The organism is Inquilinus sp. 2KB_23 (genome assembly GCF_052115705.1).
GTDB classification, from domain to species: Bacteria; Pseudomonadota; Alphaproteobacteria; order DSM-16000; family Inquilinaceae; genus Inquilinus; species Inquilinus ginsengisoli_A.
In genome coordinates this window covers 38,316-53,915 of the sequence record NZ_JBFRHF010000019.1, presented here as the reverse complement: position 1 = coordinate 53,915, position 15,600 = coordinate 38,316, and the positions used below count along the sequence as shown (strand labels likewise).

Annotated in this window: 13 protein-coding genes; 3 read left to right on the top strand and 10 right to left on the bottom strand. The window is 69.4% G+C overall.

Annotation, left to right across the window (positions count from 1 at the left end):
- Positions 1–103: 103 nt before the first annotated feature.
- Both AB4112_RS23080 and AB4112_RS23075 read right to left on the bottom strand, forming a co-directional pair.
- A complete protein-coding gene (locus AB4112_RS23080; RefSeq protein WP_441723266.1) occupies positions 104–3,913 on the bottom strand; it encodes a hydantoinase B/oxoprolinase family protein in 3,810 nt (1,269 codons plus the stop codon).
- Positions 3,914–3,927: 14 nt separating this feature from the next.
- On the bottom strand, positions 3,928–4,707 hold the full coding sequence (locus tag AB4112_RS23075) for an IclR family transcriptional regulator (protein WP_441723264.1): 780 nt from the start codon (positions 4,705–4,707) through the stop codon (positions 3,928–3,930).
- Positions 4,708–4,976: 269 nt separating this feature from the next.
- On the opposite strand from AB4112_RS23075, the gene msrB reads away from it, so the two are divergent.
- Positions 4,977–5,438, top strand: a complete 462-nt coding sequence (msrB, locus tag AB4112_RS23070; RefSeq protein WP_441723262.1) for a peptide-methionine (R)-S-oxide reductase MsrB — start codon at positions 4,977–4,979, stop codon at positions 5,436–5,438.
- A complete protein-coding gene (msrA, locus tag AB4112_RS23065) occupies positions 5,435–5,962 on the top strand; it encodes a peptide-methionine (S)-S-oxide reductase MsrA (RefSeq protein WP_309794023.1) in 528 nt (175 codons plus the stop codon). The genes msrB and msrA overlap by 4 nt, the downstream gene beginning before the upstream one ends.
- A gap of 70 nt (positions 5,963–6,032) precedes the next feature.
- Here msrA and AB4112_RS23060 read toward each other — a convergent pair whose 3' ends face one another.
- The 8 genes from AB4112_RS23060 to AB4112_RS23025 all read right to left on the bottom strand — a co-directional run bounded on the left by AB4112_RS23060 (position 6,033) and on the right by AB4112_RS23025 (position 14,155).
- Positions 6,033–6,923 carry an ATP-binding cassette domain-containing protein gene (locus tag AB4112_RS23060; RefSeq protein ID WP_441723260.1) on the bottom strand — a complete coding sequence of 297 codons (891 nt, stop codon included), beginning with the start codon at positions 6,921–6,923 and terminating at the stop codon, positions 6,033–6,035.
- Positions 6,920–7,771: an ABC transporter ATP-binding protein gene (locus AB4112_RS23055; RefSeq protein WP_309794025.1), complete on the bottom strand. Its 852-nt coding sequence runs from the start codon at positions 7,769–7,771 to the stop codon at positions 6,920–6,922. Before AB4112_RS23055 ends, AB4112_RS23060 begins: the two co-directional genes overlap by 4 nt.
- A complete protein-coding gene (locus tag AB4112_RS23050) occupies positions 7,768–8,655 on the bottom strand; it encodes an ABC transporter permease (RefSeq protein ID WP_309794026.1) in 888 nt (295 codons plus the stop codon). Before AB4112_RS23050 ends, AB4112_RS23055 begins: the two co-directional genes overlap by 4 nt.
- A gap of 3 nt (positions 8,656–8,658) precedes the next feature.
- A complete protein-coding gene (locus AB4112_RS23045) occupies positions 8,659–9,636 on the bottom strand; it encodes an ABC transporter permease (protein ID WP_309794027.1) in 978 nt (325 codons plus the stop codon).
- Positions 9,637–9,702: 66 nt separating this feature from the next.
- Positions 9,703–11,361, bottom strand: coding sequence for an ABC transporter substrate-binding protein (locus AB4112_RS23040; RefSeq protein WP_309794028.1), 1,659 nt, complete (start codon positions 11,359–11,361; stop codon positions 9,703–9,705).
- A gap of 78 nt (positions 11,362–11,439) precedes the next feature.
- Positions 11,440–12,477, bottom strand: coding sequence for a glycoside hydrolase family 3 N-terminal domain-containing protein (locus AB4112_RS23035; protein ID WP_441723256.1), 1,038 nt, complete (start codon positions 12,475–12,477; stop codon positions 11,440–11,442).
- A gap of 64 nt (positions 12,478–12,541) precedes the next feature.
- Positions 12,542–13,024, bottom strand: coding sequence for a GNAT family N-acetyltransferase (locus tag AB4112_RS23030; RefSeq protein WP_441723254.1), 483 nt, complete (start codon positions 13,022–13,024; stop codon positions 12,542–12,544).
- Positions 13,025–13,102: 78 nt separating this feature from the next.
- On the bottom strand, positions 13,103–14,155 hold the full coding sequence (locus AB4112_RS23025; RefSeq protein ID WP_309794031.1) for a LacI family DNA-binding transcriptional regulator: 1,053 nt from the start codon (positions 14,153–14,155) through the stop codon (positions 13,103–13,105).
- A gap of 253 nt (positions 14,156–14,408) precedes the next feature.
- On the opposite strand from AB4112_RS23025, the gene AB4112_RS23020 reads away from it, so the two are divergent.
- A complete protein-coding gene (locus AB4112_RS23020) occupies positions 14,409–15,572 on the top strand; it encodes an ABC transporter substrate-binding protein (protein WP_441723251.1) in 1,164 nt (387 codons plus the stop codon).
- Positions 15,573–15,600 lie beyond the last annotated feature (28 nt).

Here is a 15,600-nt window from a genome sequence, read left to right as displayed (position 1 = left end):
TCCTGGAGGGGCCGCTTGTGCGCGGCCTTGATCTCGTGATCGGGTCTTGGGCGCGCCCTGTCGAGACGGGCCGCGCATTCCGGAAAATGCACGGCCCTGGTGGTCAGGCAGCCTTGGCGGCCGCTTCTGCATCCTTGGCGTCGGGCGCCGAGACCATGCCGTCGCCGATGTCGCGGTCCAGCGTGGCGCGAGGCCGTTTGGCGGGATCGCCGAAACCGGCGCCGCCGGCCAGGGTGACCTCGACGATCTCGCTTTGGCGACTCAACTGCACCAGCTCGCCGGTGCCGCAGTCGTGCAGGATCTGGCCGTCGGCGTCGCGCACGAGGCCGCGGGCCGACCCGCCCGGGGCGCCGCCGAACAGGCCGGGACTGGTCTTGCCGACGCCTTCAGGGTAGACCGCGACGAAGGTGGCCAGCCCGTCATCCGCCAGCTTGCGCAGGGACACGCGCTGGCCCAGGCCGCCGCGATGGCGGCCCGGCCCGCCGGAATCGGTGACATAGGTCTTCTCCAGCACCAGCACCGGCACCCGGGTCTCGAACAGCTCGATCGAGGTGTTGGCGGCCGAGGTCGGCCACAGCAGGCCGGACTTGCCGTCGCCATGGGACGAGGCGCCCTGGCCGCCGCCCATGAACAGCATGTCGGAATAGGTGCCGCCCTCGGCGTCGCGGCCGTAGATCGTGGCCGCCACCGGCAGGCCGGTGTTGGCCTGCACCTTGTCCGGGGCCGCCTCGGACAGCGCCCGGAAGATGTTCGGCGCGATGTACCAGCCGGTGCGGGTGCGCAGGTTCACCGCCATCGGCCGGCTGGCGTTCAGGATCGACCCTTCCGGCGCCTTGACCTGGAACGGCCGGTAGCAGCCGGCGTTGCCGCGGACATTCGGCGTCAGCATGCATTTCAGCGGATAGGTCGCATGCGCCTCGGTGTAGTTCAGGGTGCAGTTCAGCCCGCCCTGCGGCAGTTGCGCCGGGGCGCCGGCGAAGTCGAGGGTGATGCTGTCGCCCGCGATGGTCAGTGCCAGCGGATAGCGCAGCCGCTCGCCCAGCGGGTTGTTCTCGATCTCGGAGCGGTAGACGCCGTCCGGCAGCGCCGCGATCGCCTCGCGCATCGCCTTTTCCGACCGGCCCTGCACCACGGCGGCCAGGGCGCGGAGGTCCTGCATGCCGTATTCCTGCATGAAGGCGACCAGCCGTTCGGCCCCCAGCGCGTTGGCGGCGACGAAGGAGTGGACGTCGCCGGTCACCTGCCCGGGGTTGCGCACATTCTCGGCCAGCAGGCGGAACAGCGTCTGGTTGGGCCGCCCGGCCTCGACCAGCTTCATCGGCGGGATCTGGAACCCCTCCTCGAAGATCTCGCGCGCCCGCAGGCTGTCCTTGGTGCCGCCGATGTCGGAGACATGGCCGACCGTGCCCATCAGCCCGACCAGCCGCCCGTCATGGAACACCGGCGTGACCACGGCGATGTCGAACAGATGGCCAGCGCACAGCCAGGGGTCGTTGGTGATCAGCACGTCGCCGGGCTGCAGCGTCTCGGCCGGATACTCCGCCAGCAGTGCCTTCACTGCCCGTGGCAGGGTCAGGTTGAACACCGGCATCGCCCGCGGCGAATGGGCCAGGGTCTCGCCGTCAGGGTCCAAAAGCTCGCAGGCGAAATCCTGGGCCTCGGAGATCACCAGCGAGAAGGCGGTGCGGCACACCGTCAGCCACATCTCCTCGACCACGGTGACCAGCCGGCTCCACATGATCTCCAGCGCGATCGGGTCGGCCTCGATCCGGGCCACCGCCTCGGGCAGCGTCATCTCGGCCGTGACCAGCGCCTGGACCGGGGCGGCGACGCCGATGGCGATGCGCAGGTTCAGCGTCTCGTCGACCCGGACGATGTCGCCCGGCGGCACGATGGTGGTGGATTCCCGCTCCTCGATGATCGCCGGGCCCTCGATCCGGTCGCCCGGCACCAGGGCGTAGCGGTCATAGACCACGGCCTCGACGACACCATCGGCGAAGCGTGCCGAACGCGTGCCCTTGCGCTTGGCTGCGGCGTCGCCGCCGCCGGTGGCGCCGGCCAGCGACAGGGTCGGCGTCGGGCCCAGGCAGCGGACGCGGAAGTTGATCGCCTCGATCTCGGCGCCGCCATACAGTGAGGTGTAGCGGGCGGTGTAGACCGCGGCGAAGGCGGTGCGGATCGCCTCCAGGCTGCCGGCATCGATCGCGCCGGCCGGCAGCGGCACCGCGATCTCGTGCATCTGGCCGGTCAGCCGCATGTCGGCGCTGCGCTCGACCGTGACGGCCGCCGCCTCCACGCCCGCCTCGACCAGCCGGCGACGGCCTTCGTTCTCCAGCTCCGCCAGCACGCCATTGACCGCGCCAGCGTCGAACGCGCCGGAGAACCGAACGGGGAGCGACCGCACCAGCTCGAAGGACAGCGGTGCCGCCAGGAAGCCCAGCGCCGAGGCGGCGCCGGAGGCCGGCGGGATGATCACCTCGGCCACGCCCAGCACCCGTGCCACGCCGGCGGCATGGGCCGGCCCGGCGCCGCCGAAGCCGACCATGGCGTAGCGGCGCGGATCCTTGCCCTTCTCCACCAGATGGACGCGGGCGGCGGCGGCCATGCTCTCGGTCACCACCTTGTGGATGCCCCAGGCCGCATCCTCGACCGACAGGCCGAGCGGCTGCGCGACCCGGGCGACCGCGGCCTCGGCCGCCGCCTTGTCCAGCGCCATGCGCCCGCCGAGGAAGAAGCCGGGGTCGTAATAGCCGAGCACCAGATTGGCGTCGGTCACCGTCGGCTGCTCGCCGCCCTTGCCGTAGCAGGCCGGGCCGGGGTCGGAGCCGGCGGAGTGCGGGCCGACGCGCAGGAGGCCGACCTCGTCGATCGAGGCGATCGAGCCGCCGCCGGCGCCGATCTCGATCATGTCGATGACCGGCGCCTTGATCGGCAGGCCGGAGCCCTTCTTGAAGCGGTGCATGCGGCCCGCCTCCATCATCGGCGCGATCTCGGCGCGGCCGTCCTCGATCATGCACGCCTTGGCGGTGGTGCCGCCCATGTCGAAGGAGATGACGTCGGGCTTGCCGGCCAGGGCGCCGAACAGCGCCGTGGCCAGGCCGCCGCCGGCCGGGCCGGATTCGAGCAGCCGGATCGGGAAGGCGCGCGCCGTCTCCGGCGCCACCAGCCCGCCGGCCGAATGCATCAGCCGCAGCACGCCGGTGAAGCCGCGCGCCGCCAGCTCGCGCTCCAGCCGTTGCAGGTAGCGGTCCATCAGCGGCTGGACATAGGCGTTGGCGCAGGTGGTGACGCAGCGCTGGTACTCCCACAGCTCCGCCACCACCTCGGAGGACAACGACACCGCCAGCTCCGGGAACTCGGCGCGGGCGATCTCGCCGACGATCCGCTCATGCTCCGGGTTGCGGTAGGAATGCAGGAAGCAGACCGCCACCGCCTCCGCCCCCTCGGCCACCAGCCGGCGCAGCGCGGCGCGCACCGCGTCGCGGTCCAGCGGCGTGACCACGGCGCCGTCGCGGTCCACCCGCTCCGGCACCTCCAGCCGCAGCCGGCGCGCCACCAGCGGCTCCGGGTACTGCAGGAACAGGTCGTAGATGTCGTAGCGCTGCTCTGTCCCGATCTCGAGGATGTCGCGGAAGCCCTGGGTGGTGATCAGGCCCAGCTTGGCGCCCTTGCGCTCGATCACCGCGTTGGTGACCAGGGTGGTGCCGTGCACCATCTCGCCGATATCGGCCAGGCCGATGCCGGCCATCGCCACCAGCTCCTCGATTCCGATCAGCGCCGCCTCGGACGGGTCGTGCGGCGTGGTCAGCCGCTTGTGCAGCTTCACCGTCCGCCCCTCGCCGTCATAGAGGATGAAGTCGGTGAAGGTGCCGCCGATGTCGAAGCCGATGCGCCAGCGGGTGGTGAGCGACATGATGCGTCCGTTCCTTATTGTGCGGTCGGGGCCTCGGCCCCGCTGGTCCAGCTCGTGTCGCCGACCAGGGCGGCGACCTCCCTTGCCCCGGCCAGCAGCCGGGCGATGATGTCGTCCCGCTCGTCCGCCGAGACGGTGGCGATCGGATAGGCGATGCACAGGCTGACCGCCTCGCCGGTCTCGGGCGACCCGACCGCGGTGGCGATGGCGCCGACGCCGCGATTGGCCTCGTCATGGGATTCGGCGAAGCCGCGCCGGCGCACCGCTTCCAGCCGCTCGAACAGGTCCGCCATCGATTGCGGCGCGGTCGGCGACACCGGCTGCCAGGGGGCGGCGAACAGCTCGCGGATCGTCTCGTCGGGCAGCCGCGCCAGCAGCGACCGGCCGGTGGCGCTGGAATGGGCGGCCAGCGGCCGGCCGACCGGGGTGGCGACGCGCAGCGCATTGGTGCCCGGGTGATAGGTCAGGCCGGTGACCTCGCCGCCGTCGCGGATCGAGACATAGCCGGTGTGGCCGACGGCAGTGACGATCCGCGCCACCACCGCATCGGCCCGGCCGATCAGCGAGGACGATGTCCGGAACAGCTCCCCGACCGCCAGGATCAGTGCCCCCGGCCGGTAGCGCTTGCTGTCGCCCACGGTCTCCAGCAGCCCGGCGTCGCGCATCGCCCGCAGCAGGCGTGAGGTGTTGCTTTTGGGCAGCGACAGCAGCGCCGCGGCTTCCGTCACCGTGATCTCGGTGCAGGTGGTGGAGAAGCAGCGCAGGACGCCGGCGGCGGTGTCGAGTGTGGTCATCGCACCATCTGGAAAAGTTCCATTTTATGGAACACTAGTTTTATTTAATGGAAAAACTAGCATTGCGCTTGAGGAGCCTCAAGCGCGAATTATCGGGATGGCCCGAATAGGGGCTGCGATATTGGGGGCAGAGAACTGGACAACGGTTTCGACCAACCCCAGGTATCGGTCAGCGGAAGCCGGATGCCGCGACCATCCGCCCGTCGAAGGCCATAGGACATAGAACGGCCGTACCGCAGCCGCGCCGGCTCGGCCGGCCGGACACGTGGATGGAGCAGCGCATGCCAGATTATCGCAGGACCCCCGAGGCCGTCGCCGCTTTGACCGCGGAGCAATATCGCGTCACCCAGGAAAGCGGCACGGAGCGCCCCGGAACCGGCCCCCTTCTGAACAACAAGGAGCCGGGGATCTATGTGGATATCGTCTCCGGCGAGCCGCTCTTCGCGTCGTCGGACAAGTTCGAATCCGGCTGCGGGTGGCCCAGCTTCACCAAGCCGATCGAGCCTGCCCATGTGGAGGAGTTGAAAGACACCAGCCACGGCATGACCCGCATCGAAGTGCGTTCGAAATTCGGCGACAGCCATCTCGGCCACGTCTTCCCCGACGGCCCCATGGACCGTGGGGGATTGCGCTATTGCATCAACTCGGCTTCGCTCCGGTTCGTCCATCGCGACCAGATGGAGGCGCAGGGCTATGGGGCCTATCTCGACCAGGTGGAGGATATCCGATGACACAGGAACGCGCGGTTCTGGCCGGCGGCTGCTTCTGGGGGATGCAGGATCTCATCCGCCGCTATGACGGGGTGATCTCCACCCGCGTCGGATATTCCGGCGGCGACGTGCCCAACGCCACCTATCGGAATCACGGCACCCACGCCGAAGCGATCGAGATCGTCTTCGATCCGGCGATCATCACCTATCGCCGGTTGCTGGAGTTCTTCTTCCAGATCCATGACCCGACGACGCTGAACCGCCAGGGCAACGACCGCGGCTTGAGCTATCGCTCGGCGATCTACTACACCACTCCCGAACAGAAGCGGGTGGCGGAAGACACTATCGCCGATGTCGACGCCTCGGGGCTGTGGCCGGGACCTGCGGTGACGGAGGTTGCGCCGGTGGGGCCCTTCTGGGAGGCCGAAGCCGAGCACCAGGATTATCTGGAGCGCATCCCCAACGGCTACACCTGCCACTTCATCCGGCCGAACTGGGTGCTGCCGGTGCGGAAGGCTGCAGAGGAGTCGAACGCCGCGGCGTAGAGCGGCTCGATTTGCGCCGGAAGCGGCGGCTGCAGGCTCGGACACGACCCGACCTGATCGGGTCGTGTCCCTACGCCGCGCGGACGAAGTGGTTGCCGGCGATCTGGCGGATGCCGCCGGTGAGGCGGGCGGCGTCACGGGCCCGGCCGACCAGGCCGGTGTCCAGCTGCGAGGCCGCGCCGTGGAACGGCCGCTCCGGGTCCGGCACCGCCGACAGCAGCAGCTGGGTGTAGGGGTGCTGCGGCGCGTCGACCACGGCGCCGGTGTCGCCCCATTCCACGATGCGGCCGGCATACATCACCGCGATCTCCTCGGCGACGTAGCGCGCCGTGGCGATGTCGTGGGTGATGTACAGGAAGGCCATGCCGCGCTCGCGCTTCATCCGCTCCAGCAGGTTCAAGACGCCGAGCCGGATCGAGACGTCGAGCATCGAGGTCGGCTCGTCCGCCAGCACCACCTCGGCGCCGACCGCCAGGGTGCGGGCGATGTTGACCCGCTGGCGCTGGCCGCCGGACAGCTGGTGCGGGTATTTCGGCGCCGTGCTCTCGGGATCCAGCTCGACCGCCGCCAGCAGCTCCATCACCCGGCCGCGCAGCGCCCGGCGGTCGGCCAGGCCGGCATGCAGGGCCAGGGGGCGGGCGATGTGGTGGAAGATGGTGTGGGTCGGGTTCAGCGACCCGAACGGGTCCTGGAACACCATCTGCACCGCGCGGCGATAGGCCAGGGTCTCGGCCGTGCCGTGCAGCTTGGCGACATCCTCGCCCTTGAACAGCACCCGGCCCTCACTGGGCTTGTGCTGCAGCATCAGGATGCGGGCGCAGGTGGTCTTGCCGCTGCCGGATTCGCCGACCAGCGCCAACGCCCGGCCGGGATGCAGCTCGATCGACACGTCGTCCAGCGCGCGGACCGAGCCGAAGCTCTTGCCGACGCGTTCGAGGGCCAGGATCGGTTCGGCGGTCATCGGGCGGCCTCCGCGACATCCTGCAGCGCGGTGCGCCCGGCGCCGTGCAGCGAGGGGAAGGACGCCCACAGCTTGCGGGTGTAGTCATGGGCCGGGGCGCGGAAGATCTGCTGCGCCGCCCCGACCTCGACCAGCTTGCCCTTCAGCATCACCCCGATGCGGTCGCAGAACTGCACCATCAGGCTCAGGTCGTGGGTGATGAACAGGATCGAGAAGCCCAGCGTGCGGCGCAGCCCGTCGATCTGCTGCAGGATCTCGCGCTGGACCACCACGTCCAGCGCCGTGGTCGGTTCGTCCATCACGATCAGCTTCGGGTTCAGGGCCAGGCAGATGGCGATGACGATGCGCTGGCGCATGCCGCCGGAGAACTGGTGGGGATAGTCGCGCAGCCGCGCCGGGTCGATGTCGACCATGCGCATCAGCTCGACCGCCCGGTCATGTGCCACCGCCCGGCTGCAGCCGGTGTGGGTGACCAGCACGTCGCGGAACTGGGTCTCGATGGTGAGCACCGGGTTCAGCGCGTTCATCGCGCTCTGGAACACCATGCCGACCTCGCGCCAGCGGAAGCGGCGCAGCGCCTCGCCGTCCAGCCGCAGCACGTCCTGGCCGTCGAAATTGATCTCGCCCTCGCTGATCAGGGCTGGCGGCTTGTGCAGCCGGGTGATGGCGAAGGCGATGGTGCTCTTGCCGCAGCCGGATTCCCCGGCCAGGCCGAACACCTCGCCACGGCCGATGTCGAAGCTGACATCGTCGACCGCCCGGAAGTCGCCGCGGTCGCCGACATAGTCGACGGCGAGGTTGCGCACCGACAGCAGCGGGGCGCCGGGCTGAGGGGAGGGAGCGTTCACGACCGCGCCTCCCGCGCCCGGGACAGGCGCTTCCACCGCGTCATCGACCGGCCGAAGCGCAGCTGCGGGTTGGCGACCTCGTCGATCGCGAAGTTCATCAGCGACAGCCCGGCGCCCAGCAGGGCCAGGGCGGCGCAGGGGGCCAGCACCTCCCACCACGCTCCGACCACCATGGCCGAGGCGTTCTGCGCGTTGTACAGCATCATGCCCCAGGAGATGGTCTGCGGGTCGCCCAGGCCGAGGAACTCCAGCGTCGCCTCGGTGATCACGGCGTAGATCACGCTGCCGATGAAGTTGATGCCGACGATCGACACCAGGTTGGGCAGCAGCTCGACCAGCATGATCCGCCAGCGCGGCTCGCCGATCATCTCGGCCGAGCGCACGAACTCCTTCTCCCTGAGCGAGAAGGTCTGGGCCCTGGTCACCCGCGCACCCCAGGCCCAGGAGGTGGCGCCGATGATCACCGCGATCACCAGCGGGCTGGCCTGCCCGATGAAGGCGGCCAGCACCAGCAGCAGCGGCAGGTTGGGAATGACAAGGATGACATTGGTGGCGAAGTTCAGCGCCTCGTCGGTCTTGCCGCCGAGATAGCCGCCGGCGATGCCGACCGCGGTGCCGATCACGGTGATGATCAGCCCGGCGCCGAAGCCGACCGCCAGCGAGGTGCGGGCGCCATGGGTCAGCTGGGCGAACACGTCGTAGCCGTTGCGGGTGGTGCCCATCAGATGGGTGGCCGACGGCTCCTCATGCGGCCGGCCGACCCGGCGCGCCGGGTTGTAGTCGGTCAAGAGCGGCGCGATCAGGCCCATGACCACGATGATGACGACGATGGCCAGGCCGATGGCGGCCTTGCGGTTCGACAGGGCGGCGAGGATCATCCGCATGGGTCAGCTCCTGCGCAGCCGGGGGTCGAGATAGGCGTAGGCGACGTCGGCCGCGAAGTTGGCCAGCAGCATCGCCAGCGTCATGATCAACAGCTGGCCCTGGATCACCGGGTAGTCGCGCCCGAGGATCGCCTTGTAGAGGATGTTGCCGAGGCCGGGGTAGTTAAACACCACCTCGGTCACCAGCGACCCGCCCAGGATCTTGCCGATGGCGATGGCCAGGCTGGTGACGCCGGGCAGCAGGGCATTGCGGGCGCCGTACATCAGCATCACCCGCCGGTCCGACAGGCCCTTGGCCCGGCCCATGGTGACGTAGTCCTCGCCCAGCAGGTTGATCATGTTGTTGCGCATGGTGACCAGGAAGTCCCCGGTCAGCACCAGCGACAGCGTCGCGATCGGCAGGATCGCGTGGTACAGCACGCTGCCGATGAATTCGAGCGACAGGGCGGGGTCGAGGCCGGTGTCGGCGGCGTAGCCGATCGGGAACCACTTCAGGGTGAAGCCGAACACGAACAGCCCGAACAGCGACACCACCACCGCCGGGGTGGCGGTCGAGACCACCGCCGCGGTCGACACGGTGACGTCGAAGCGGCTGCCGCGGCGCCAGGCGGCGAGGATGCCCAGCAGCGTGCCCATGGTGAAGCTCAGCAGCGTCGCCCCGCCCATCAGGAACAGGGTCCAGGGCAGGGCGCGGCCCAGCACGTCGACCACGCTGATCGGGAAATACTTCACCGACACGCCGAGGTCGCCGGTGAAGACGCTGCCGAGATAGGTCAGGTACTGTTGCCACAAGGGCCCGTCGACGAAGCCGAAGGTGGCCTTCAGCGCCGCGATGTTCTCGACCGACAGGCGCGTGCCCGACTGCGAGAACATGATGTCGACCGGATCGCCCGGCATCAGCCGGGGGATCAGGAAGTTGATGCTGGCGGCGACCAGGAAGGCGACCAGGTAGAAGAACAGGCGTCGGGCGACAAAGGCCATTCCCGGTCCTCGGATGCGGGGGCAGGGACGGCGCGGGCCCGGCTTCGGCCCGCGCCGCGGCTAGGGTTACTGGACCGGGCGCAGCGCCAGCAGGTGCAGCAGCCGGTCGTGGTTCGGGTCGTAGTTCTGCGGGCTGACGAACGGGTTGTCGGCGGTGGCCCAGCCGGTGAACCGCTTCGAGTTGTATTCGTACCACAGCGGGTTGTTGTAGACCGGCACCACCGCCATGGCCTCGGCCAGGATCATCTGCGCGCCGTTCAGGATCTCCTTGCGCTTGGCGTCGTCGACGGTCTGGGTGTAGGCGTCCAGCAGCTGGTCCAGCTTCGGGTCGAAGAAGCGCTGCGCCGCGAACCGGGTCTTGCCCTTGTTGCGCGAGTTGAAGCCATCGTCGATCTGGTAGTAGGGCGTGGCGCCGACGTACCAGGAGTTCAGCGCCATGTCGAAGCTGCCGTCCAGCAGCCCCTGGCGCCACACCGCGCCCTCCGGCGTCGCCAGCTTGACGTCGATGCCGATCTGGTTCAGCCCCTCGATCGCGATCTGGGCGGTGCTGATCCAGTCGGTCCAGCCATTCGGCACGATCAGGTCGAAGGACAGCTTCTCGCCGTCCGGCGTGTCGCGGAAGCCGTCGCCGTCCTTGTCCTTGAATCCGGCCTTGTCGAGCAGGGCCTTGGCCGCCTCCAGATCATACTTGGTGTACTGCCCGAATTTCTCCCGCACCTGCGGGTCGGCCCAGCTCTCGAAGCGCTTGCCCAGCGTGCCGGGGTCGTCGTTCAGGGTGGGGTAGCCGTAGCCGGCGACGTTGACCATGGCGTCGCGGTCCATCGCCATGCTGACCGCGCGGCGGAAGTCGACATTGTCGAAGGCCTTGCGGTTGGCCGGCTTCGGGCTCTCGAAATTCATGACCACCGCGACCAGGCTGCCCGGCGGGAACCAGTAGCCGTGATGGTCCTTGTCGCTGGCGACATAGGTCTTGTCGATGTCCGGCAGGAACGATGCGAACCAGTCCAGCTCGCCGGCGTTGGCGGCGGCCAGGGCCTGGTCGTTGGTGCCGATCTGCGGGAAGCGCAGGCAGTCGACCTTCAGCGACGCCGCGTCCCAGTAATGCGGGTTGCGGCACTGCTCGTAGACCTGGGTGGTGAAGCGGGTGACCTCGGTCATCGGCCCGGTGCCGACCGGGGTCTCGTTCAGATAGGTCACCGGGTCGGCGATGTCCTTCCAGGCATGCTGCGCCACGATCGGCATCTCGACGATCTTCTCCGGCCCCAGCGCGGTCGGGGCCTGGAAGGTGAACTTGACCTGGGTCGGGCTCGTCACCTCGACGCTGCTGACCACGCCCCAGATGCTGTTGAAGTCCAGCGCCGGGAATTTCTTCACCAGGTCGAAGCTGAACTTGACGTCGTCGGCGGTGAAGGGCTTGCCGTCCGACCACAGCACGCCGTCGCGCAGGTCGAAGGTCACGCTCTTCAGGTCGTCGGCCAGGGTCATGCCCTTGGCCAGCCGGTAGTAGACCTTGTTGTCCTGCATCTTGTTGAACACGACCAGCGGCTCGTAGATGAAATCCATCGTGCTCTGGCGGTACGAGGTGCGGTTGAACGGGTTGAAGTTCCGCACCCAGCTCGACTCCTCCTCGATGTGCATCGACAGGACCGACTGGGCCAGGGCGGCGGTGCCCGACGCGCCGAGCAGGGCGGCGGCCAGCAGCGTGGCCGATATGCGGTGCCTCATCAGATTGGCCTCCATGTGTTTGATTTGTTTGTTGGTTGCGCGCCGGCCCGCGGTGGTGCGGGCCGGCGGTCGGTTCGGTCAGGCGGCGGCGAGCAGGGATTCGACCTCGGCATGCAGCGCCGGCACATCGGCCGCGGCCGATCCCAGCCGGCGCTCCGCCGCGTCCAGCCGGGCGACGGCGATGTCGCTCAGCGGCCGCGCCCGGGCGACGGCGCGCTGCATCTCCGGCAGCTCGCCATGGCAGTGCAGGGCGATGTCGCAGCCGCCGTCCAGCACCTGGGCGACGCGGTCATGCACCTCGCCGCGCAGCGAATTCATGAACACGCAGTCGGAGATCAGCACGCCGTCGAAGCCGATGCGGCGGCGGATCACCTCGTCGATCACCACCGGCGAGATCGAGGCCGGCCGGTCCGGGTCGAAGGCGCTGTAGACGACGTGGCTGACCATCGCCCAGGGCGTGTCCTTCAGCGCGGCGAAGGGCAGGAAGTCGGTGGCGTCGAGCGTCGCCGCATCGGCCTCGACCACCGGCCGGGTCTTGTGGCTGTCCTCGGTGGCGCGGCCATGGCCGGGGATGTGCTTCATCACCGGCATCAGCCCGACCTCGAGGAAGCCCTCGACCACCTCGCGGCCCAGCGCCGTCACCACGGCCGGGTCGCCGCCGAAGGAGCGTTCGCCGATCACCGCGTCGGCGCCGGGCAGCAGCAGGTCCAGCACCGGCGAACAGGCGCTGTTCAGCCCGACCTCGCGCATCATCCGGCCCATGGCGATGGAGGACAGGCGGACGGCGCGCTTGGCCGCGTCCAGGTCCTTCTCGGCCAGCCGGCCGAAGGAGCGGAAGCTGCGGAACATCGGCCAGGCGCCGGAATCGAGATGCGAGACCCGGCCGCCCTCCTGGTCGGTCAGAACCGGCGCATCGGGCCGGCCCACCGCCTCGCGGAAGGCGGTGCACAGGGCGCGCAGCTGGGCCGGGTCCTTCATGTTGCGGCGGCCGAGGAACAGGCCGTAGGGATTCGCCTCGCGGAAGAACGCCAGCTCGTCGGCCGACAGCGTCGGGCGCTGGATGCCGAGGACGAGCGCGAGCGGCCGGCCGGGCCTGGACGCAGGGGCTGCGGTCACGTCTGAGAACCTCCCGTGTTGCGGTGGGCGGGCCCGGTGCGATGCCGGCCGCGTCCCCTCCCGATCAATCCGTCTTGGACCGTATCATGCCGTGGTATAGACCACCTGTGGAACCCGGAATCTGCGTCGCGCCGACGATTTTCTCGTAGAAGGCGATCGGGCCGGCGGCACCGATGATGGCGTAGGCGTGGCCCTGGTGGCGCATCGCCTCCAGCGTCTCGCGCAGCAGCGCCTCGCCGATGCCCTTGCCGCGGTGGTCGGGGTCGACGGCGGTGGGGCCGAAGAAGCCGCGGGCGGTGGCGTCGTAGCAGCCGAAGCCCAGCAGCGCGCCGTCGCGCACCGCCACCAGGCAGCTCACCGGCAGGCGGGCGAAGGCGACCTCGACCTCGCTGGCCCAGCCGTCGCCGAAGCGCTCCGCCACCCAGTTGGCGACGGCGCGCTTCTCCGGCCCGATGGCGGGGCGGATGGTGACGCCGGCCGCGGCCATGGCGGCGCGCGAGGCCGTCGGCGCCTCGAGCGCGTAGAGCTTGACCAGCAGATCGGTCATATCGCCTCCCTTATTCCGCAATTGCGATACATGTACCGTTATTGCGTTCCGGCAGCTAAGGCCGAGAACGCGGCGGCGTCAATATGAAAGGAGGGGAGGGGGCGGCGCCAAGACCCCAGCGCTGCTCCGCCGCTCGATCAGCGCGAAGGGCAGGGTGATGTCGCCGCCGGTGCCGGGTTCGCCGGCGATGCGGCGGCCCAGCAGGGCGGCGGCCTCGGCCCCCATGCGGCGGCGCGGCTGGCGGATGGTGGTCAGCGGCGGCTCGTAGGTGCCGGCGAACTGGATGTCGTCGAAGCCGACCACCGCCATGTCCCGCGGGGCGTCGCGCCCGGCGGCTCGCAGCGCCCGGATGGTGCCGATCGCCATCTCGTCGTTGCTGCAGAACACCGCCGTGGGCGGGTCGGCCAGGGCCAGCAGCGCCGCCATCGCCGACTCGCCGCTCGGGATGGTGAAGTCGCCGCTGCGGATCAGCGCCGGATCCTCGGCCAGGCCCGCCGTCCGCAGCCCGGCGCGATAGCCGGCCAGGCGCTGTCCGGTCAGGATGTTGGCGGCGGGGCCGGCGACATGGGCGATGCGGCGGTGCCCTCGCCCGGCCAGATGCGCCACCGCCGCGGCCGCGGCGCCGGCATTGTCGATGCCGACCACCGGCAGGACGCCGCCGGGAATCGCCTCCGACACCGCCACGATCCGGCCGTGGTGCCGGCGGTCGCGCTGCAGGCAGGGCGGCAGCCGGCCGTTCAGCAGGATCATGCCGTCGACCGCGCCGGTCAGCAGCTGCACGGCGTGCCGGTCCTCGCGCGCCGGATCCTTGGCGGTGTTGCCGACCAGCATGCTGAAGCCCAGGGCCGCCGCGGCCTCCTCGATCCCCAGCAGCACCTCGGAGAAGAACGGGTTGCCGATGTCGGGCACCAGCACCAGGATCTGGCGCGCCTCCTGCCGCCGCAGGCCGCGCGCCAGCGGGTTCACGGCATAGCCGGTCTGGCGCACCGCCGCCTCGACCCGCTCGCGGGTCTCCGCCGTCACCCGGGGGGAATCGGCCAGCGCCCGGCTCACTGTCGCCACCGAAACCCCGGCCAGCCGGGCGATGTCGACCATCTTGGTGCGGCCGCGATCCTTCGCAGGTCTGGGCAATATTCACTCCCGGATTCGACGGTTGACGGCTCAATGTAATCGATTGTACGATCCGGTCAAAATACGGATTGCGCTGCTGCGCAAGTGTTCATCGGTCGTTATAGGCCGGTGATGGGTCCGATGAGCCAAGGCTCGAATAAAGCGAGGGAGGAACCCTATGCGTTTTCCCCAGAAGCTCCTGTTGTCTGCGGCTTTTTGCAGTGCAATAGCGGGGCCGGGAGTGATTGGGTCTGGTGCGGCTTCGGCCCAGACCGTGGATGTGATCCACTGGTGGACCAGCGGCAGTGAATCCAAGGCGATCGGCGTGTTCGCCGAGGAGTTCAAGAAGCGCGGCGGCACCTGGATCGACAGCGCCGTGGTCGGCGGCACCGCGGCGCGGCAGGCGGCGATGAACCGGATCGCCGGCGGCGACGCGCCGGGTGCCATCCAGTGGAACATCGGCGTCGCCGTCACCAACCTGGCGAAGGAAGGGCTGCTGGCCGATCTCGACGACCTCGCGGCCGCCGGCAAGTGGCAGGAGAAGCTGCCGCCGCTGATCGTCAAGAACGCCTCCTATGACGGCCACTTTTACGCCGTGCCGACCGATATCCACGGCGACAACTGGCTGTGGTACTCGACCAAGATCTTCCAGGAGGTGGGCGCCGAGCCACCGAAGACCTGGGACGAGTTCTTCCTCCTCGCCGACAAGATCAAGGCCAAGGGCTACGTCGCGCTCGGCGTCGGCGGCGAGCCGTGGCAGGAGGCGCTGCTGTTCCGCTCCGTCCTGATCGGCGCCGGCGGCAAGGAGATCTACCGCAAGGTCTATGTCGACCACGACGCCGCGGCCGCGGGCGGGCCGGAGATGGTCAAGGCCTTCGAGACCTTCGGCAAGCTGCGAGCCTATGTCGACCAGGGCAGCGCCGGCCGGAAGTGGAACGACACCACCACCATGGTCGCCACCAACAAGGCGGCGATGCAGATCATGGGCGACTGGGCCAAGGGCGAGTTCGCCGCCGCCGGCCTGGCCCCGGGCAAGGAGTTCGGCTGCGCCCGGCCGCCGGGCAACCAGGACGCCTATGTCCTGACCGTCGACGTCTTCGCCTTCCCGAAGCTGGACGATGCCGAGAAGACCAAGGCCCAGAAGCTGCTGGCTGAGGTGATGATGGACCCGGCCACCCAGGTCGCCTTCAACAAGTTCAAGGGCGCCCTGCCGCCGCGGACGGATGCCGATGTCGGCACCCTCGACATCTGCTCGCAGGAAGGCCAGAAGGTGATGTCCAAGGTCGAGAACCAGCTGCCGAACACGGCGCTGGCCTTCAGCAACGACGTCGAAGGCCAGTTGCAGGACCTGATCACCCAGTTCTGGACCAGCCCGGAGATGAAGCCGGAGGACGCGGCCAAGCAGTTCTCCGAGATCGTCGCCAACGCCGACATCTGACCGACCACCTCAACCGGACCGTTCCGCC